This window comes from Bacillus cereus group sp. Bce041 (genome assembly GCF_052646455.1).
The window spans coordinates 236,090-253,373 of the sequence record NZ_JBQXON010000006.1 but is presented as its reverse complement, the minus strand read 5'-3'; the positions used below and the strand labels follow the sequence as shown (position 1 = coordinate 253,373).

Here is a 17,284-nt window from a genome sequence, read left to right as displayed (position 1 = left end):
TTAGGAACCTTTAACATTACTTATCTTCGTTTAAGCCCTTTTCTAACGCTTTCCACGCTAATGTTGCACATTTAATACGTGCAGGGAACTTGCATACGCCTTGTAATGCTTCAATATCTCCTAAATCGATGCTGTCATCGTACTCTTTTCCTAGCATCATGTCAGAGAAAATTTTCGAAAGCTGAAGTGCTTCTTCAATTTTCTTACCTTTTACTGCTTGTGTCATCATTGAAGCTGAAGACATTGAGATTGAACATCCTTCACCTTCAAACTTCGCCTCTTGCACAATACCTTCTTCTACTTTCATCGTAAGTTGAATACGATCGCCACAAGTTGGATTGTTCAAGTTAACGGTAACACTATCTTCTAACACGCCATGGTTACGAGGATTTTTGTAATGATCCATAATAACTTGACGATATAACGTATCTAAATTATTAAATGACATTTGTGAAATACTCCTTTGTCTTGATTAGCGATTCAACAAATGTATCAATTTCTTCTTTTGTATTATATAAATAGAAGCTCGCACGTGCTGTTGAAGAAGCTTTTAGCCACTTCATAAGCGGTTGTGCACAGTGATGTCCTGCGCGAACTGCAATGCCTTCTACATCTAATACAGTCGCTACATCGTGAGGATGTACGTCTTCAATATTAAATGTAACAAGGCCAGCGCGATGCTTTGGACCATAAATTGTAACGCCATCTACTTCTGATAGTCTTTCTAAAGCGTATTGCGCTAATTCATGCTCATGCTTTTCAATATTATCAAGACCGATTTCTTCTAGGAAATCAATTGCTGCACCAAGTCCGATTGCATTACCGATAATCGGTGTACCTGCTTCAAACTTCCACGGAAGCTCTTTCCACGTAGATTCTTGTAAATCTACGAAATCAATCATTTCACCGCCAAATTCAATTGGCTCCATATTGTTCAGCAATTCTTTTTTACCATATAATACGCCGATACCTGTAGGTCCGCACATCTTATGAGCAGATAATGCGTAGAAATCACAGTTTAAATCTTGTACATCCACTTTCATGTGAGGTGTACTTTGTGCACCATCAACGACCATAATTGCGCCATTTTCGTGTGCGATTGCTCCGATTTCTTTTACAGGGTTAATCGTTCCAAGTACGTTTGATACTTGCATAATAGAAACGATTTTTGTATTCGGTGTAACTGTTTGACGAACATCTTCTAAAGAAATTGTACCGTCTGGTTGAAGCGGAAGATATTTTAAAGTTGCACCAGTTTTCTTCGCAACTTGTTGCCACGGAATGATATTACTATGGTGCTCCATGTAAGAAATAACGATTTCATCGCCCTCTTTTACATTTTCAAGACCATAGCTAGCTGCTACTGTATTTAATGCAGTTGTCGTTCCGCGTGTGAAAATAATCTCTTCCATTGATTTCGCGTTAATAAACTTGCGAACTTTCTCACGTGCACCTTCATACGCGTCGGTAGCTTTCGTACCGAGCGTATGAACACCGCGATGCACGTTAGAATTATATTCTTTATAGTAACGTTCTAACGTTTCAATGACTTGAATTGGTTTTTGAGAAGTTGCTGCACTATCGAAATAAACAAGTTGTTTGCCGTTCACTTTTTGATCAAGAATTGGAAACTGTTTGCGTATTTCATGAATATTCATTAGCGAACTTTCCTTTCAATTACCTCAACAAGCTGTGCCTTTACTCCTTCAATTGGAAGCTCATTAACTACAGGTGCTAAGAATCCATGGATGACTAAACGTTCTGCTTCGCGTTTTGGAATACCACGGCTCATCAAGTAGTATAGTTGGACTGGATCTACGCGACCTACTGAAGCTGCGTGACCTGCCATTACATCATCTTCGTCGATTAAAAGAATTGGGTTTGCATCACCGCGAGCTTTTTCATCTAACATAAGAACGCGAGAAGATTGTTGTGCATTTGATTTAGATGCACCGTGTTCAATCTTACCAATTCCGTTAAAGATAGATGTTGCACTATCTTTTTGTACACCGTGTTTTAAAATCCAACCTTCAGAGTGTTTACCGAAGTGAACAACTTTAGTTGTAAAGTTTTGTGTTTGGTTACCACGGCCAATTGTTACTGTTTTCGTATCAGCATATGAACCGTCGCCCATTAAGTTGGTAACATTCTCTGAAATTGTGTTTCCGTCATTCATAAGGCCTAGAGCCCAATCAATACGGCCGTCGCGTCCTACAACGCCGCGGCGGTTAACGTAAGTTGTTACGTCTTTTGCTAATAGATCAACCGCACCGAATTTCACTTGTGCGCCTTGTTCCACGATTACTTCTGCTACGATATTTGCAATACCTTTAGCATTTTCATTTGCAACGTAGTTTTCTACATAAGTTGCAGTACTGTTCGCATCAGCTACGAATAATACGTGGTTATATACGTTAGCTTCTTCGCCGTCTACTAAGAATACAGCTTGAAGTGGAGTTTCAAGAACAACGTTTTTCGGAACATATACGAATGCACCGCCGTTGATTAATGCAGCATGAAGTGCAGTTAGACGATGCTCGTCTACTTTCACGCCGTCTTTCATTAAGTACTTTTGTACTAGTTCAGCATGCTCAGTTGCAGCTGTTACGATGTCTGTGAAAATAACACCTTTTTCTTTTGCTTCGTCTGCTAAAGAAACGAACGCAGTTGTACCAGTGCGTTGCACTAATACGCTGTTATTTTCATCGATTAAGTTTTTCACTGCTTCTGGAAGTTCAGTTAAAGAACTTACAGGCTCTTGCTTAGCAGCGTCGCCTTTTCCGATAAAGTCCCATTTGTCAATTTTCGTTTTATCAGGCGTTGGCATTGGAAGTTCAGTTGCTTTTGCAAGAGCTTGTAAGCGGAACTCAGTCAACCAAGCTGCTTCGTTTACTTCGCTTGCGCGTTGACGGATTGTTTCTTGATCGAAAGGTAATGTACCGATTGTCATGTTTATGCTCCTCTCTTACGCTTCTTGCTCTGTTGTTTCGTCTTCAATACCTAATTCTTTTTTAATCCAGTCGTAACCTTCAGCTTCTAGACGTTGTGCAAGCTCAGGGCCACCAGATTTAACGATACGACCGTTCATCATAACGTGAACGAAGTCTGGAGTGATGTAGTTTAATAAACGTTGGTAATGCGTAATCATTAGGCAACCGAACTCTTCGCCGCGCATTTCGTTAATACCTTTAGATACAACTTTTAATGCATCGATATCAAGACCTGAGTCGATTTCATCTAAGATTGCGATTTTTGGCTCAATCATCATTAATTGAAGAATTTCGTTACGTTTTTTCTCTCCACCAGAGAAACCTTCGTTTAAGTAACGTTGTGCCATTTCTGGATCCATTTCTAGGAATTCCATGTTTTTATCTAATGTACGGATAAATTTCATAAGAGAAATTTCATCGCCTTCTTCACGACGTGCGTTAATTGCAGAACGTAAGAAGTCAGCGTTTGTTACTCCGCTAATTTCACTTGGATATTGCATTGCTAGGAATAGACCCGCTTGTGCGCGCTCGTCTACTTCCATTTCTAATACATCTTCACCGTCGATGATGATGCTACCTTCTGTTACTTCATACTTTGGGTGACCCATAATTGCAGAAGATAAAGTTGATTTACCTGTTCCGTTAGGTCCCATAATTGCGTGGATTTCTCCACCTTTTACTTCAAGGTTTACACCCTTTAAAATTTCTTTGCCATCAATTGATACGTGTAAGTCTTTAACCGTTAATGTAGAACCAGCCATCTCAATACCTCCATTAATCCTATATATACATTTTAAAAATTCCTAAAACGTTCATATTCTCATTTTATTCTCATTCTAATTTTATATCAAATAAAATGATATCGCAAACGACGAAAAAAAGTAACCGTTTTTTTCACAAATGTATATAAGTATTTCCTTCACATCTTTCTATGATACACCTTTCTTCTTATTTATATAAAGAAAAAAGGACTGGTAATTTTCCAGCCCTTTCCTTATATTTATTCACTTACCGGAAGTACAGCACCTTTATATTCTTTATTAATAAAATCTTGAATTTCTTTTGAATGTAGCACTTCTACTAGCTCTTTAATTTCTTTTTTCTTCTCATCACCTTTACGAACTGCAATGATGTTTGCATACGGAGAGTCTGATCCTTCAATCGCAATTGCATCCTTTGTTGGATTTAATTTTGCATCAATTGCATAGTTTGAATTAATAAATAAAGCATCTCCCTCATTATTTTCATACAATTTCGGTGAAAGTCCAGGTTCAACATCTGTTTTAAATTTTAAGTTTTTTGGGTTTTCTACAACATCTTTTACTGTTGCTTTAACAACATCTACTCCGTCTTTTAATTTAATAACGCCGCCTTTTTGTAACAGTGCTAGCATGCGGCCACGCTCCGCTACGTTATTACTCATAATCACTGTCCCGCCATCTGGTAAGTCTTTTAAGCTTTTATATTTCTTAGAATAAATACCCATTGGCTCTAAATGGATTTTTCCTGCGTTTACAATTTTATATCCCTTTTCTTGAATTTCTTTATCTAAGTAAGGAATATGCTGAAAGTAGTTCGCATCAATTTCTTTATCCGCTAACGCTTTATTTGGCAGTACATAATCCTGGAACTTTTTAATCTCTAACTTAATGCCTTTTTTCTCTAATATCGGCTGTGCCTTTTCCAAAATAACAGCGTGTGGCACGTTAGAAGCTCCCACAACAAGCTTATTCTCCTCTTTGCTCCCGCAAGCAGCTAATGTAAATACAGACAACGCTGTAACAACTGACAGTAGAACCTTTTTCATACGATTTCCCCTTCTCCCCAATGGTTATGTAGTTATAAAAAGAGCCGGCATACACCAGCCCTTTTCAGCAATTATTCTTTTACAGGAACAACTGCCCCTTTATATTCTTTATTAATGAAGTCTTCAATTTCTTTAGAATGCAATACTTCTACAAGAGCTTTAATCTCTTTCTTATCTTTATCGCCTTTACGAACAGCTACTATGTTTGCGTATGGTGAATCATTTCCTTCAATTGCAATTGCATCTTTTTCCGGATTTAACTTTGCATCAATTGCATAGTTAGAGTTAATTAAAACAGCGTCGCCTTCTTTATTGTTATACACTTGTGGCAATAAACCAGGCTCGATATCCGTTTTGAATTTTAGATTTTTCGGATTATCTGCAATATCTTTTGGAGTTGCTTTAACTGGATCTATTCCGTCTTTAATTTTTAAAATACCTTCTTTTTGTAAAATTGCTAAACCACGTCCATGGTCAGCAACTGAATTACTCATAATAATTGTCGCTCCGTCCGGAAGCTCTTTTAAGCTCTTATACTTTTGAGAGTACACACCAATTGGTTCTAAATGAATTTTTCCTGCTACTTCAAAGTCATATTTTTTATCTTTAATTTCTTTTTCTAAATACGGAATGTGCTGGAAGTAGTTTGCATCTAAATCCTTATCCGCTAACGATTTATTTGGTAATACGTAGTCTTGGAATTTTTTAATTTCTAACTCAATTCCTTTTTTCTCAAGTAACGGTTTTGCCTTTTCTAAAATAACAGCGTGCGGTATGTTAGAAGCACCCACAACAAGTTTCTTTTCATCTTTATCTTTCCCGCCACAAGCAGCTAATCCAAAAATTGAAGTTGAAATAAGTGCCGTAAGTAACAATTTTTTCATTTGAAACATCCTCCCGTTTTTCATTATCGTTTATCTATTCGAGTCGTTAAACTATCACCAATCCACTGAATTAAAAATACAACTAGTAATACACAAATTGTCGCAACGATTGTTACATCGTTATTCCCTCTTTGGAATCCTTCTAAGTAAGCAAGTGTTCCAAGGCCACCAGCACCAACAACTCCTGCCATTGCTGTATAGCCTACTAAAGCAATTGTCGTAACCGTAATACCAGATACTAATGCTGGTAACGATTCTGGAATTAACACTTTCAAAATAATTGTGCTTGTTTTTGCTCCCATTGCTTTTGAAGCTTCAATTACACCTTTATCAATTTCGCGAAGTGCGATTTCAACCATTCTCGCGTAGAATGGTGCTGCTCCAATAATTAAAGCCGGCAAAGCTGCACTTGCTCCAAGAATTGTTCCAAGAAGAATCTTTGTGAATGGGATTAATAAAATAATTAAAATGATGAATGGTATAGAACGGAATATATTTACGAATGCTCCAATCACCGTATTAATTGATTTGTTTTCCCATAAATTATCTTTTGCTGTCATGAAGAGTAACAATCCTAAAATGAGTCCTAAAACAAATGTCGCAAGAGCTGCGATTGCCGTCATATATAACGTTTCACCAGTTGCTTCTAACATTTGATTCCAATCAACATTTGTGAGTAACTTATCCATGTGCAATCACCTCCAGCTCTACTTGATCTTGATGAATTCCTTCTATTGCTTGCTGGATCGCTGTTTCCTCACCATTTAAATGAACAACTAAACTACCGTAAGAACCGTTATTCGTTTGTGCGATATTTCCTTGCAAAATGCTAACTTCTATATCACTGCGTTGCATCAATCGTTGAAGCACTGGTCTTTCTACAGCCTCACCGATAAACTGCAAACGAATTACTTTTCCATCTGGATATTTTTCAATTAAACTTTCAATCGTTTCATTTGTATCTTCAGAATCCGTTAACTGCTGTACAAATCGTTTCGTAATATCTTGCTTCGGATTACGGAATACATCAAGTACTGGACCTGTTTCTACAATCTTTCCTTTCTCCATTACCGCAACACGATTACAAATCTTTCGAATTACGTGCATCTCATGTGTAATGAGTACAATTGTTAAACCAAGGCGCTTATTAATGTCTAATAGTAAATCCAAAATTTGATCTGTCGTTTCCGGATCAAGAGCTGACGTTGCTTCGTCACATAAAAGCACTTGTGGATTGTTAGCTAATGCTCTTGCAATCCCAACGCGTTGCTTTTGTCCCCCGCTCAGCTGAGATGGGTACGCGTCTCCTCTTCCTTCTAATCCAACAAGATGAATTAATTCATCAACACGTTTTCTTCTCTTCGCTTTATCAACACCTGCAATTTCAAGTGGAAACTCTATATTTTCACGTACAGTTCGTGACCAAAGTAAGTTGAAGTGCTGAAAAATCATTCCGATTTCTTGCCTTGCCTTACGAAGTTCACTTCCTGTAATTGCTGAAATGACACGATTTGCAATTGTAATTTGGCCAGAAGTTGGTTTCTCCAACTGATTGAACAATCTAATTAAAGAACTTTTTCCAGCGCCACTATATCCGATAACACCAAATATTTCACCTTTATCTATTTTTAAATTGGCATTATCTACAGCAGTGACATCACCGCTTTTTGCTTTATATATTTTCTTTACATTCTCTAATAGAATCATGGTGTATCACCCCTTTTTTAAATAAAAAGCGCAAGCGGCTCGTTTAGAACAAGAGGGCGTTTGAATCCCTGACGTAGAGGCGCTTTTTGCCTCATAGGAAGGGATGAAACGACCGACTGTTCTAGCCGCTGGAGCTAGATTTCATAAAGATTTTAGGTCGACTCCGCAATTTTTTATTTTTAATGCGTGTAGTCCACTGTTATCATTACTTTTATTATTTGAATGTCCTCCACATTCAAACAATAAAAAAACCTTTCTGCTTTAGAGAAGCAGAAAGGTTTTTATGCGTATATAACAACATTATCCCTCTCTCTCATCTCTCAAAGCATTTGCTTTGCAGGAATTGGCACCATTTCAACATAAGTTGACGGTTGCCGGGCTTCACAGGGCACAGTCCCTCCACCTCTCTTGATAAGAGAAATCAGATTCAATTTTCGTCTGATTTGAAATTTATGAAATTGTCTATATTTTATGACTTGAATTGTATCAATATACACTCACCATGTCAACAGAAATTTTCGCAAAAAATGAAACTTCAGAATTTTAAGCACCTACTGACATCGGTTTACATATATGAAACATCGATTCCACTAATAACATCGTTCGGTACGTTCCCGAATATTGTACACGTCCATCATTCATTAGCATTTGCAATCGTACATTTCCATTCACCAATTGTTCTATATCCTTTTCATCTAAGCAAATGATTTGTTCCGTTCCTCTTTCTTCATGTACCAGCTCTATATAATCTCTTGAAATTTGTAACGAACAACTTTCATCTCCAAAACGAAAATTAACAGTTTTTTCTTCTTGTCTTAAAAGCGGTTCTAAATGATATTGAGCATTAGCGTAATTTACAAATGATTGAAGCAAAGAATATAATCTCACCCTAAATCACATCCTTCATATCACTTTCTATTACATACCATTCCCTCTCACTAAAGAGCAATCCTGTTATTTTCGCTCGACAAATACTGTATCCACCCTGCATCTCGACATATTTCCCAAGAAATATGTCGAGGCGGCAAAAATTTTGCCGCCTACTTTAATTCCGTATATAAATATTCAACCGAATGAAATGCGTATATCTTCTTCATCAGTGTCCCATTTTCAAAAACAAGTAAACAAGGTACACTTTCAATCCCATACTCTTTCGCTAAATGCGGAGCATAATTTAAATCTAACATCCCAATTTTGAGGCCTTCAATTGTCATCTCAACGACTGTTAACATCTTTTTTGCTAATTGGCATGTTCCACACATTGGAGTATATACATATAATACTGTTTTTTCTTCGTTCTCTATTAGGGCTGTAGCTTCGGCTCCTGTCCAATCAATCACTTCTATCATTCCTTACCGTAAATATTCTGTATAAACGTCAATGTCGGCTCCCCATAATACATTTGCTAAGTGTGTAGATGGCGCAGTTGCCACTTCTCGGTACGAGCGATCAATATAGATATGCTCGGCTTGCGGGAATTCTTTTCGAAATTGTTTCCTTAACTTTTCTCCAGCATCATCAGCATCCACTAGCACATACACTTCCTTATCAAAAAACTGATCAACGAGCTCATCCATTTTCGACAAACCAATTGTACCATTTGTACAAACAATTTCCACCGGTTCACGAATAATAGATTCAATCTTTCTTCTATCTGATGTACCTTCTACAATAATGACTTTTTCTACATAAATCATATGTCATCACCCGATCACCATATACTATACAACCTTGAACTTAGTATATAGTATATTCGTTATTTTCATGTTGTTTCCTGTTTATTTTTGCAAAAGAAAAGCGCAAGCGGCTCGTTTAGATTGTGAAGACTTATGAAACCTTACCAAAAAACAGTTTTTCTCATAATAGCTTATTTATTTACATATAACTTGAATTTCATTATTTCACAAAAAATAAAAAAGGACAGCACAAAGGCTGTCCTTTAGTCGACTATAATTAGTCTTGGTTTGTCATTTCTGCATATTTTTCTGCAGTTAATAACTTCTCAACTTGGCTTGCATCAGAAAGTTCAACTTTAACCATCCATGCACCCTCGTATGGAGATTCGTTAACAAGTTCTGGTTGGTCACTTAATTCTTCGTTTACTGCTACAACTTTACCGCTTACAGGTGCGTATAACTCAGAAACTGTTTTAACAGATTCTACGCTTCCGAATGGCTCGTTAGCTTCGATTGTTGCACCTACTTCAGGAAGTTCAACGAATACGATATCGCCTAGCTCACCTTGTGCAAAGTGAGTGATACCGATAACAACTTCATTACCTTCAGTTTTTACCCATTCGTGTTCTTCAGAGTAACGTAAATTATTTGGAATGCTCATGACTGTACCTCCAGTGAATGTATTAATTATGTAAAAATACCTTATTGGTACTTTTTCCACACACTTTCAAACTGCTCTTCGTTAAAACCAAGTGTTACATTCGTTCCATCTGTTACAATTGGACGTTTAATCAACATGCCATCAGATGCTAAAAGCTCATACATTTCGTCTTCGCTTGCATCTTTCAACTTATCTTTTAGACCAAGTTCACGGTAACGCATTCCACTTGTATTAAAGAATTTTTTTAATGGTAATTCACTTTTTTCATGTAAATTACGTAAATCTTCTTTTGATGGTGGATTTTCAACAATATGAATCATCTCATATGCTACATCGTTTGCCTCAAACCATTTCTTTGCCTTTTGACATGTGCCACACTTTGGATATGAATAAAATGTTACTGTCATAAATTCACCTACTTTTTTACTAACCTTTACCTTTATCATATAGAAAACGTTTTATTATTTCAAACCATTATTCGCTAAACTTTTACTTATTTCGTGATAATTTTTAATAATCCTGCGAATTTTTCTTATTTTTCCGCCATTTGTTAAGAAAAAAATAAATATATAAATTTTTTAGATTATGCACCAAACATATATCTTAAACAAGCGTTTGATTAATTCTCCATTTTCTTTCTTAACCTTTGAACTACAGGAGTTTCTTTCTACCGAACATACAGCTTAAACAAACGTTTGATTAATTCTCTATTTTTCTTTGTTAACCCTTGAGTTACATCGGTTTCTTCCTACCGAACATACAGCTTAAACAAACGTTTGATTAAAAAAATAAGAAGCCTCTTTTGTAGGCTCCTTCATTATCTATTTAAATAATCTGCAATTGTTTGAAATACGACGATATACATATTATGAATACTTTCTTCTGTATTTCCACCATTCGATAAACCAACTGCCCATTGTTGTCCTTCACCACTTCCGATATTCGCAAACCCTTGCGTATACATAGCATTTACATCTTTTCGGGCACTGTTATACTCTATCCCTTTTGTAATAAAAATCGAATATGATTTATCTTGTAAACCGATAAAAAACACTGGTTTCTTTAGTGATGAAAATACATTTTTATATTGCTCTGTTGAGGCTTCTTGAAAGTGATCTTTCATTATTAGAAAACCATCTACTTCCTTAGATTTCTTTTCCAGTTCCCCTAACTTCATTTCCTCAAACTTTATATTCCTAAACGTATCTTTCGGTTTTTCTCCAACAACTCCAATTACGAGTGCTCTTCCGTTATATTCTAATTTCTCTCCTTCTTTATCCTTTGCACACCCAGCACCGACTAGGCATATCAATATAAAAAATAAGAAATACGATAAACGCTTCATTTAGCACCCTCCCCTTCTTTTTAGTCAAGTGACAAAAACGTAAGGTTAATTCAAGAAAATGTAAGTAAAATCGATAGCCCAATTCACGTTTCTATATTATAATCAATTGAATTTACTTACATTACTAAACATAGGAGATCAACATGAAGAAATTTAAACTTTCATATTTTCTTCCGTTAAGTTATATACTTCTACTCGTACTCGTAAGTCCCCTTTACGACGTATTAAATAAATCGACTGTTCACGCAGTAGACGTTACAACTGTAGTAGATGATTGGATTCCATTTGTAAAAGCATTTATTATTCCTTATTTACTTTGGTTTCCATACTTATACGGCGCACTTATTTATTACTGCTTCGCTGACCGAAAGCAATATTATGTCACTTTAAGTAGTGTTATTTTTGGAAAGCTTGCTTGTTTTTCTATTTATTATTTTTGGCAAACAACTGTACCGCGTCCGACTGTCGTTGGAACAGATGTATTTTCTGAACTAGTTCGCTATATTTATAGTATCGATCAACCGGTAAACTGTTTCCCTAGCATTCACGTTCTTACTACATTTGTAATTATGTTAGCTGCCTTTAAGCGTAGAGAACAACATGCTTTTGAATATTACATCCTTACTTTCTTCGGTACACTTATTATTTTATCAACGCTATTTACGAAGCAGCATGCCTTTTTAGATGCCGTTTCTGGAATGACACTTGCAAGCATACTATACTTCGGAGTTCAGCTCTTATTAGCAAAAGAACCAATAAAAGTTCCAGTAAAACAAAATCATAAAATGTAACATAAAAAAGCAGACTGTGGCTCAGTCTGCTTTTATCTATTATTAAGGAGATTTTCAATTTAAGATTGCGGTACAGTCATATCACCAGAATGAATACGACCTGCTTTTTTAAGAGCAATGTAAAGTATATAAGAAACAGCTACTGGAATGACGATATAAGTAATTACCATCGCCGGGAGAACTTCCCATCCTTGGCTGGAAATTAAATTAATTGGTGCGATAAGAGAACTTAATCCAAGACCTGCAATTTCCTTTCCTGCTTCCAGTTGGAAAATTAATGCTGATACTGGACCGACTATAGCACTGGCGACGACAGTTGGGACGAGAATCATTGGATTTTTAGTGATATTTGGTAACTGTACTTTCGGAGTACAAAGTGCTTGAGCTAATATGCCACCTAAATTGTTTTCTTTTGCTGAGATGACAGAGAATCCGATAAACTGAGCAACGCATCCAGCAAGAGCAGCACCACCTGCAACACCTTCTAAGCTAAGTGCAATTGCTAACGCAGCTGATGAAGCTGGAGAGATAAGTAATAGTCCCCAAACTACTGCAATGACGATAGAAGCGATGAATGGGCTACCAGCTGAGCTATCTTTAATAAACGCTCCAACTGCATTTAAAACAGGAGTAATATTATGAGATAACCAAATGCCTACTAAACCAGAACCTAATATGGCCGCAAATGGAACGAGCATCATATCTAACGCAGTTTTTCCGCTTAAACGTTTACCAATATATACAGCTAAAGTTGCTGTTAATAATGCACCGATTGGCTCACCTGTTTTAATAATTAGACCAGCTTCAGTAATCGAAATGGATCCGGCACCAATCGCTCCGGCTACCATCGCCGAGAAGATTACAAGACCGTTTGCACCGAGCATAAAAGCAATTCCAGCACCAATTGCCGGTGCCATTAGTGATTTTGCAACAACTCCGATTGTAATAAGTAATGGTATATCAACAATTCTTCCTATATTTTCGATCAGTAAACCAATTCCGAGGGATACGAAAATACCTTGTGCGATTCCAGCAGATGCTTTAAATACACGAGACATTATATATTCCTTCATTTGTTTCACCTTCTCCTATAAGTTAGTAACCAATTGTTTTCATATAATCACGTAAAATATCGTTTGATTTTGCGAATCGAGATTCTTCATCCTCTGTTAAATTGAGTTCTACAACTTCTCTTATACCGTCTCTAGTAATAATAGCTGGTACTCCTGTACAAATATCATATTCACCGTACTCACCATCTAAAATGGCTGATACAGCAATGACACGGTGATCATCATTAAAGATTGAACTCGCAATATATGCTAGAGAATTTCCAATCCCGTAATAAGTAGTTCCTTTACGTTTATAAATTTCCCAGCCAGCTTTTGCAGTCTTCTCAACAATTTCATCTAAATCTATTTCACCAAATCGCTCTTTTTGTTCTTCTAAAATTTGCAGAATTGGCTTTCCACCAACAGTTACATGAGACCAAGCAACCATTTGAGAATCACCATGTTCTCCTAATGAATACCCATGAATACTACGAGGATCTACATGTAGCATTTCAGATAAAATTGTTCTTAAGCGAGAAGAATCTAGTGATGTACCAGTACCGATTACGCGATTTCTAGGTAATCCAGATAATTTCCACACTTGATATGTAATAATATCAACTGGGTTCGATGCAAGTAAGAAAATACCATCAAATCCACTTGCCATTACACCACCAACAACACTTTCCATAATCTTCGCACTCGCTCCTAAAGTATCTAAGCGACTTTGCCCTGGTTTTGGTGCTGGCCCTGCTGTAATAATGACAATGTCCATATCTTTGCAGTCTTCATAGCTTCCTGCATATACTTTTGTTCTTGTATTTGTAAAGTTAATGCAATGTGATAAATCCATTGCTTCCCCAACTGCACGTTCATGATTTATATCAATTAATAATAGCTCTTCGCAAATCCCTTGATTTACAATGGAATACGCACAACTTGATCCAACTAATCCAGTACCGATAATTGCAATTTTTCTTGTATGTCTTTTCATAGCAATCTCTCCTAATTGATCATATAATCTATTTCTTTTGTTCTTTACATTCTTAATTATAGAGGTTCCCACGATAGAAACCATGGATACTTTGTGAAATGTTGAACAAAGTTTTTGTCCTTTTTGTGAATTGTCATATTCCATTTTCGTCATATTTGTTACAACTGGAAAAATATTTATTATGTATTTATTGACATATACAAAAAGAAAACGAGCGAATAAATTCGCTCGTCTTCTTTTTCCTGTTATTCCGCACTTAATTGACTTTTTAATTGCTGTACAATCATTGGATTAGCAGGTGCTGCCGGTTTGTAATAACTCTTTTGCTTTGCATACTCATACATATTACGTTGGCGCGCCTCGTCTTGATTACGAATTTGAATTAACGTTTGATGTAACTGTTCATTATCAGACTGAGCAATATAATTTGCATAGCTTGTTAAACTTGCATTTAATCCTGCTAAATAATCATTTACCATATCTTTTTCATTCATTTTCCGCTTCCTCCTATCCTAGGAAAGTCATTAATTGCTGTTTCGTATTTCGTGCATCTTGCGCATCTTTTTGTAGCATTTGTTTCAGTTGTGGATCTGTACACGTCTGTGCATACTGCTCCAACTTGTTAATAATTGTTGCGTGTCCACCAATTAAATGACGTAAGTTTTCTACTTCAAGCTCTGTTAAGTTTTGCATATAACATACCCGCCTTTCTTTGTTCATTCATCATTAGTATTTGGTTCTTTTTGGATTGTATTCATCAACTTTTCCCACATATAAAAAAATAAAAGATGAATAGCTAAGCCATTCATCTTTTATACTGGTTATGTATTTATTTTTATAGAGATACAATCATACTTATACTCACAAGTAAGTTCCATATAATGTGTAAAATAATACTAGGTATAATAGATTGCGTCTTTTTGTATAACATAGCAAATACAATCCCCATAATCATTGCCGTAACCGGAAAACCACCATGAAGAATCCCAAAGATGAAGGAAGGAAGAAATAATGATACCAACTAGAAAACTATATTTCTTTTCAAAAAATCGATACAAAATACCTCTATATAAAATTTCTTCTTTAATTGGTGTAATTATAGCAACACTTAACACATATATAATACTTTGTAGACTATTTTGAAGTCCTAAGCTCCCTAATTGATCTCGCTGCTGCCCTGCACTTTCAAAGCTAAACAACTCTAACATTACATACTGAGTTAATGCAATGATGATAAAACCTATTAATAAATACAAGTTGGTTTTCCCATTTTTTAAAACAGATACATCCCATATGTTCTTAATAAAATGAAGCACTGGTTTATAAGCAAATAAAACAATAGTAACAACAGCTGCATCAAATAGAAGTAAATAATATCCCTCTAAATTAGCACGTAATACCTCTTCTCCAAAAATTCCAAGGGCTAAAGCAAGGAATAATCCCCCTAAGAGTGAGAACCCTAGAATGCTTGCAATCGTTACAACTAGATTTTTATATGTTATGTTATCTACTTCTCTTTCTGCATTATACGCGTCTAATACTGTTTTTCTCATACTATTCCTCCATTTGTTTTCATTACCTTAACAAAAATTCTTTAATACAAATATATAGATAATATAACAATTTTTTCAAAAAGAATAATATGCAATTTTACATATCATGAAAACTTTATATTTTATAGTTTTAGGAATAGGATTACTATGCAATAATTATTATATGAAATTTCAAAAAACACTTCCTATCCACCATAATCCTCTCATCATATAAAACTTATTAGTTAAAGGAGCAATAAACATGAAAACACATGACTTCCTTACAGAAATCCAGAAGGGCTCTGAGCCTAATCCATATCAAGATCCTATTGCATTTATTTTCGTTTGCCTTTCCGTAGCCATATACACATTTTTCAAACCTGCAAAATAATATCATGTAATGAGAAAAAGCCTACCGCTCTTTTCGAATCATATGCACTAAAAAACCTTAGAATCACTTCTAAGGTTTTTGTTTGCCTCGCTTCTTATTCACGTAATCCTTTAATAAACGTTTCCAATAATACATGTAAACTTATATCCAGATCTAACGGCAAACCAAATCCGCCTTGCTGTTCAATCGAAGCAAATCCATGACAAATACTTCTGAATCCGCGTGTCGCATGAAGTGCATTCTCTCCTTCTAAGCCATACTGTTGTAAAACCTGAAGACAAAGCTTTACAATTCCGTCACCTGCTTTTCTTACTTCTTCATCTCGTAAAAAAGTTGCTTCATATAGTCCAGGATGTTTTCGGACAAATGCTACATACGCTTCTCCTAAAGCATGAATTGCTTCATCCATCCGTTTATCCTCGGCAGCTTCTTCCAGTCTGTTATGCAGCTTTTTGATTCCGTAAATGCCAAGATTTTTCCGTACATCTTGTAACCCTTTTACATGATTATATAGTGAGGGCGAACGTACCCCTAACGTTTGCGCTAATGAAGCTAACGTTACTTCTTGTATTCCATTTGCATCTGCGATTTCTGCTGCTGTTTCTACAATTTTCGGTAGTGTAAGCCCGATTCTCGGTGACATAAATTAACCCTCTTTCCTACTTTCTATATTCCGCTTCGCTTCTTTAATAGCAAGCTCTATGACAGCCCCTGGATCGTTTATCATTTTTCCATGTCCTGCCGCAAGCAAGGAAGGCTCATATTCTCTTAACTTCTCTGCACTTTGTAATGATATTTCTTTGCTCCACGTTGCCATCGCCGGAAACGGAAACCAAAATTTCATTTGTCCTGAAACAGCCATACCTCCTCTTGTTTGGAATGCATCCCCAACAATAAGAGCTTTATTTCTTACATCAAGAAACGACATGGAGCCCGGCGTATGTCCCGGTGTCATAATCGCAAGAAGCGATCCAACTCGGTCGCCATCTTCCAATAAAACATCAGGTACCGTTTTTAATTTTTTAGGTACACCGCCTTTTATCGGTATATTCGGTTCATCCTTTTGTAACGTCGTATCTCCTTCTAACAGCTTTGCGTCCCGCTTAGAAATATAGACTGGAACATGAGGAAGTACTTCCTTTAATGCATCTAATGCACCGATGTGATCATCATGCGCATGTGTTAATACAATTTTAGTAATTGGTTTTCCTATTTTCTCAGCCGCCTGTAAAATACCTTTTGCGCTATATGGCAAAGCCGCATCAATTAAAGTTAAACCAGCTTCTTCCTCCACAAAGTAACAATTTACAGGAAACGCTCTTGGCAAAAATGACAATTGATATACCGTTTTTTCATGTATCATCCTCATAGTCCCATCTCCCTTTTCACGAAAACTAATACCATTAGTTTTATTATACTAATGGTATTAGTTTTATTATACTAATGGTATTAGT

General features: G+C 36.2%; 22 protein-coding genes, 1 pseudogene and 1 riboswitch. Of the genes and pseudogenes, 2 read left to right on the top strand and 21 right to left on the bottom strand.

Features of this window, described 5'->3' with window-relative positions; translation table 11 throughout:
* Window positions 1-16: 16 nt before the first annotated feature.
* The 14 genes from sufU to ACUN13_RS20485 form a co-directional block, all read right to left on the bottom strand.
* Window positions 17-448 carry a Fe-S cluster assembly sulfur transfer protein SufU gene (gene sufU / locus ACUN13_RS20550; protein WP_000009523.1) on the bottom strand — a complete coding sequence of 144 codons (432 nt, stop codon included), beginning with the start codon at window positions 446-448 and terminating at the stop codon, window positions 17-19.
* Window positions 438-1,658 (bottom strand): cysteine desulfurase SufS, encoded by a 1,221-nt coding sequence (sufS, locus tag ACUN13_RS20545; protein ID WP_001020767.1) that lies wholly within the window; start codon window positions 1,656-1,658, stop codon window positions 438-440. Before sufS ends, sufU begins: the two co-directional genes overlap by 11 nt.
* Window positions 1,658-2,950 (bottom strand): Fe-S cluster assembly protein SufD, encoded by a 1,293-nt coding sequence (gene sufD, locus ACUN13_RS20540; protein WP_257115743.1) that lies wholly within the window; start codon window positions 2,948-2,950, stop codon window positions 1,658-1,660. Before sufD ends, sufS begins: the two co-directional genes overlap by 1 nt.
* Before the next feature lie 15 nt (window positions 2,951-2,965).
* Complete coding sequence (gene sufC, locus ACUN13_RS20535; protein WP_000929160.1) at window positions 2,966-3,751, bottom strand: Fe-S cluster assembly ATPase SufC; 786 nt, start codon at window positions 3,749-3,751, stop codon at window positions 2,966-2,968.
* 239 nt (window positions 3,752-3,990) lie between these two features.
* On the bottom strand, window positions 3,991-4,797 hold the full coding sequence (gene metQ / locus ACUN13_RS20530; RefSeq protein ID WP_006918828.1) for a methionine ABC transporter substrate-binding lipoprotein MetQ: 807 nt from the start codon (window positions 4,795-4,797) through the stop codon (window positions 3,991-3,993).
* 71 nt (window positions 4,798-4,868) lie between these two features.
* The gene (metQ, locus tag ACUN13_RS20525; protein ID WP_025686797.1) at window positions 4,869-5,681 is read right to left on the bottom strand and encodes a methionine ABC transporter substrate-binding lipoprotein MetQ; all 813 of its coding nucleotides are present in this window, start codon (window positions 5,679-5,681) and stop codon (window positions 4,869-4,871) included.
* A 23-nt stretch (window positions 5,682-5,704) separates the two neighbouring features.
* The gene (locus ACUN13_RS20520; protein WP_000359557.1) at window positions 5,705-6,370 is read right to left on the bottom strand and encodes a methionine ABC transporter permease; all 666 of its coding nucleotides are present in this window, start codon (window positions 6,368-6,370) and stop codon (window positions 5,705-5,707) included.
* A complete protein-coding gene (locus ACUN13_RS20515) occupies window positions 6,363-7,388 on the bottom strand; it encodes a methionine ABC transporter ATP-binding protein (protein WP_000601754.1) in 1,026 nt (341 codons plus the stop codon). Before ACUN13_RS20515 ends, ACUN13_RS20520 begins: the two co-directional genes overlap by 8 nt.
* A gap of 310 nt (window positions 7,389-7,698) precedes the next feature.
* A riboswitch (SAM riboswitch) is annotated at window positions 7,699-7,806 on the bottom strand.
* A gap of 125 nt (window positions 7,807-7,931) precedes the next feature.
* Window positions 7,932-8,276, bottom strand: a complete 345-nt coding sequence (locus ACUN13_RS20510) for a hypothetical protein (protein WP_001242136.1) — start codon at window positions 8,274-8,276, stop codon at window positions 7,932-7,934.
* A gap of 152 nt (window positions 8,277-8,428) precedes the next feature.
* Window positions 8,429-8,737 carry a thioredoxin family protein gene (locus ACUN13_RS20505; RefSeq protein ID WP_002025020.1) on the bottom strand — a complete coding sequence of 103 codons (309 nt, stop codon included), beginning with the start codon at window positions 8,735-8,737 and terminating at the stop codon, window positions 8,429-8,431.
* A gap of 3 nt (window positions 8,738-8,740) precedes the next feature.
* Window positions 8,741-9,085 (bottom strand): toprim domain-containing protein, encoded by a 345-nt coding sequence (locus ACUN13_RS20500; protein WP_000640870.1) that lies wholly within the window; start codon window positions 9,083-9,085, stop codon window positions 8,741-8,743.
* A gap of 256 nt (window positions 9,086-9,341) precedes the next feature.
* Complete coding sequence (gcvH, locus tag ACUN13_RS20495) at window positions 9,342-9,725, bottom strand: glycine cleavage system protein GcvH (protein ID WP_000026897.1); 384 nt, start codon at window positions 9,723-9,725, stop codon at window positions 9,342-9,344.
* Between the two features lie 41 nt (window positions 9,726-9,766).
* Window positions 9,767-10,132, bottom strand: a complete 366-nt coding sequence (locus ACUN13_RS20490) for an arsenate reductase family protein (protein ID WP_000218968.1) — start codon at window positions 10,130-10,132, stop codon at window positions 9,767-9,769.
* 410 nt (window positions 10,133-10,542) lie between these two features.
* Complete coding sequence (locus ACUN13_RS20485) at window positions 10,543-11,070, bottom strand: hypothetical protein (protein ID WP_257115744.1); 528 nt, start codon at window positions 11,068-11,070, stop codon at window positions 10,543-10,545.
* A 143-nt stretch (window positions 11,071-11,213) separates the two neighbouring features.
* Here ACUN13_RS20485 and ACUN13_RS20480 point away from each other — a divergent pair, with 143 nt between their 5' ends.
* Complete coding sequence (locus ACUN13_RS20480) at window positions 11,214-11,861, top strand: phosphatase PAP2 family protein (RefSeq protein ID WP_445423932.1); 648 nt, start codon at window positions 11,214-11,216, stop codon at window positions 11,859-11,861.
* A 59-nt stretch (window positions 11,862-11,920) separates the two neighbouring features.
* Here ACUN13_RS20480 and ACUN13_RS20475 read toward each other — a convergent pair whose 3' ends face one another.
* The 5 genes and pseudogenes from ACUN13_RS20475 to ACUN13_RS20455 all read right to left on the bottom strand — a co-directional run bounded on the left by ACUN13_RS20475 (window position 11,921) and on the right by ACUN13_RS20455 (window position 15,460).
* Complete coding sequence (locus ACUN13_RS20475; RefSeq protein WP_088346145.1) at window positions 11,921-12,934, bottom strand: PTS transporter subunit IIC; 1,014 nt, start codon at window positions 12,932-12,934, stop codon at window positions 11,921-11,923.
* 22 nt (window positions 12,935-12,956) lie between these two features.
* Window positions 12,957-13,907, bottom strand: a complete 951-nt coding sequence (locus ACUN13_RS20470; protein ID WP_000820649.1) for an L-lactate dehydrogenase — start codon at window positions 13,905-13,907, stop codon at window positions 12,957-12,959.
* 245 nt (window positions 13,908-14,152) lie between these two features.
* A complete protein-coding gene (locus tag ACUN13_RS20465; RefSeq protein ID WP_001002981.1) occupies window positions 14,153-14,401 on the bottom strand; it encodes a spore coat protein in 249 nt (82 codons plus the stop codon).
* 13 nt (window positions 14,402-14,414) lie between these two features.
* On the bottom strand, window positions 14,415-14,600 hold the full coding sequence (locus ACUN13_RS20460) for a hypothetical protein (protein WP_001180555.1): 186 nt from the start codon (window positions 14,598-14,600) through the stop codon (window positions 14,415-14,417).
* 142 nt (window positions 14,601-14,742) lie between these two features.
* Window positions 14,743-15,460, bottom strand: a pseudogene (locus tag ACUN13_RS20455) (lysostaphin resistance A-like protein).
* 241 nt (window positions 15,461-15,701) lie between these two features.
* On the opposite strand from ACUN13_RS20455, the gene ACUN13_RS20450 reads away from it, so the two are divergent.
* Window positions 15,702-15,830 carry a hypothetical protein gene (locus ACUN13_RS20450; protein ID WP_000848029.1) on the top strand — a complete coding sequence of 43 codons (129 nt, stop codon included), beginning with the start codon at window positions 15,702-15,704 and terminating at the stop codon, window positions 15,828-15,830.
* A gap of 94 nt (window positions 15,831-15,924) precedes the next feature.
* On the opposite strand, the gene ACUN13_RS20445 is transcribed toward ACUN13_RS20450, so the two are convergent.
* The gene (locus tag ACUN13_RS20445; RefSeq protein WP_088346141.1) at window positions 15,925-16,473 is read right to left on the bottom strand and encodes a TetR/AcrR family transcriptional regulator; all 549 of its coding nucleotides are present in this window, start codon (window positions 16,471-16,473) and stop codon (window positions 15,925-15,927) included.
* Window positions 16,474-16,476: 3 nt separating this feature from the next.
* Window positions 16,477-17,199, bottom strand: a complete 723-nt coding sequence (locus tag ACUN13_RS20440; protein WP_089607702.1) for an MBL fold metallo-hydrolase — start codon at window positions 17,197-17,199, stop codon at window positions 16,477-16,479.
* Window positions 17,200-17,284 lie beyond the last annotated feature (85 nt).

Excerpts from the sequence above, each read along its gene's own strand:
- sufU (WP_000009523.1), bottom strand. The coding sequence starts at position 448 with ATGTCATTTAATAATTTAGATACGTTATATCGTCAAGTTATTATGGAT.
- sufD (WP_257115743.1), bottom strand. The coding sequence starts at position 2,950 with ATGACAATCGGTACATTACCTTTCGATCAAGAAACAATCCGTCAACGC.
- ACUN13_RS20490 (WP_000218968.1), bottom strand. The coding sequence starts at position 10,132 with ATGACAGTAACATTTTATTCATATCCAAAGTGTGGCACATGTCAAAAG.
- ACUN13_RS20475 (WP_088346145.1), bottom strand. The coding sequence starts at position 12,934 with ATGAAGGAATATATAATGTCTCGTGTATTTAAAGCATCTGCTGGAATC.
- ACUN13_RS20465 (WP_001002981.1), bottom strand. The coding sequence starts at position 14,401 with ATGAATGAAAAAGATATGGTAAATGATTATTTAGCAGGATTAAATGCA.
- gcvH (WP_000026897.1), bottom strand. The coding sequence starts at position 9,725 with ATGAGCATTCCAAATAATTTACGTTACTCTGAAGAACACGAATGGGTA.
- ACUN13_RS20505 (WP_002025020.1), bottom strand. The coding sequence starts at position 8,737 with ATGATAGAAGTGATTGATTGGACAGGAGCCGAAGCTACAGCCCTAATA.
- metQ (WP_025686797.1), bottom strand. The coding sequence starts at position 5,681 with ATGAAAAAATTGTTACTTACGGCACTTATTTCAACTTCAATTTTTGGA.
- ACUN13_RS20440 (WP_089607702.1), bottom strand. The coding sequence starts at position 17,199 with ATGAGGATGATACATGAAAAAACGGTATATCAATTGTCATTTTTGCCA.
- ACUN13_RS20520 (WP_000359557.1), bottom strand. The coding sequence starts at position 6,370 with ATGGATAAGTTACTCACAAATGTTGATTGGAATCAAATGTTAGAAGCA.
- metQ (WP_006918828.1), bottom strand. The coding sequence starts at position 4,797 with ATGAAAAAGGTTCTACTGTCAGTTGTTACAGCGTTGTCTGTATTTACA.
- ACUN13_RS20460 (WP_001180555.1), bottom strand. The coding sequence starts at position 14,600 with ATGCAAAACTTAACAGAGCTTGAAGTAGAAAACTTACGTCATTTAATT.
- ACUN13_RS20450 (WP_000848029.1), top strand. The coding sequence starts at position 15,702 with ATGAAAACACATGACTTCCTTACAGAAATCCAGAAGGGCTCTGAGCCT.
- sufC (WP_000929160.1), bottom strand. The coding sequence starts at position 3,751 with ATGGCTGGTTCTACATTAACGGTTAAAGACTTACACGTATCAATTGAT.
- ACUN13_RS20515 (WP_000601754.1), bottom strand. The coding sequence starts at position 7,388 with ATGATTCTATTAGAGAATGTAAAGAAAATATATAAAGCAAAAAGCGGT.
- ACUN13_RS20445 (WP_088346141.1), bottom strand. The coding sequence starts at position 16,473 with ATGTCACCGAGAATCGGGCTTACACTACCGAAAATTGTAGAAACAGCA.
- sufS (WP_001020767.1), bottom strand. The coding sequence starts at position 1,658 with ATGAATATTCATGAAATACGCAAACAGTTTCCAATTCTTGATCAAAAA.
- ACUN13_RS20480 (WP_445423932.1), top strand. The coding sequence starts at position 11,214 with ATGAAGAAATTTAAACTTTCATATTTTCTTCCGTTAAGTTATATACTT.
- ACUN13_RS20485 (WP_257115744.1), bottom strand. The coding sequence starts at position 11,070 with ATGAAGCGTTTATCGTATTTCTTATTTTTTATATTGATATGCCTAGTC.
- ACUN13_RS20500 (WP_000640870.1), bottom strand. The coding sequence starts at position 9,085 with ATGATTTATGTAGAAAAAGTCATTATTGTAGAAGGTACATCAGATAGA.
- ACUN13_RS20470 (WP_000820649.1), bottom strand. The coding sequence starts at position 13,907 with ATGAAAAGACATACAAGAAAAATTGCAATTATCGGTACTGGATTAGTT.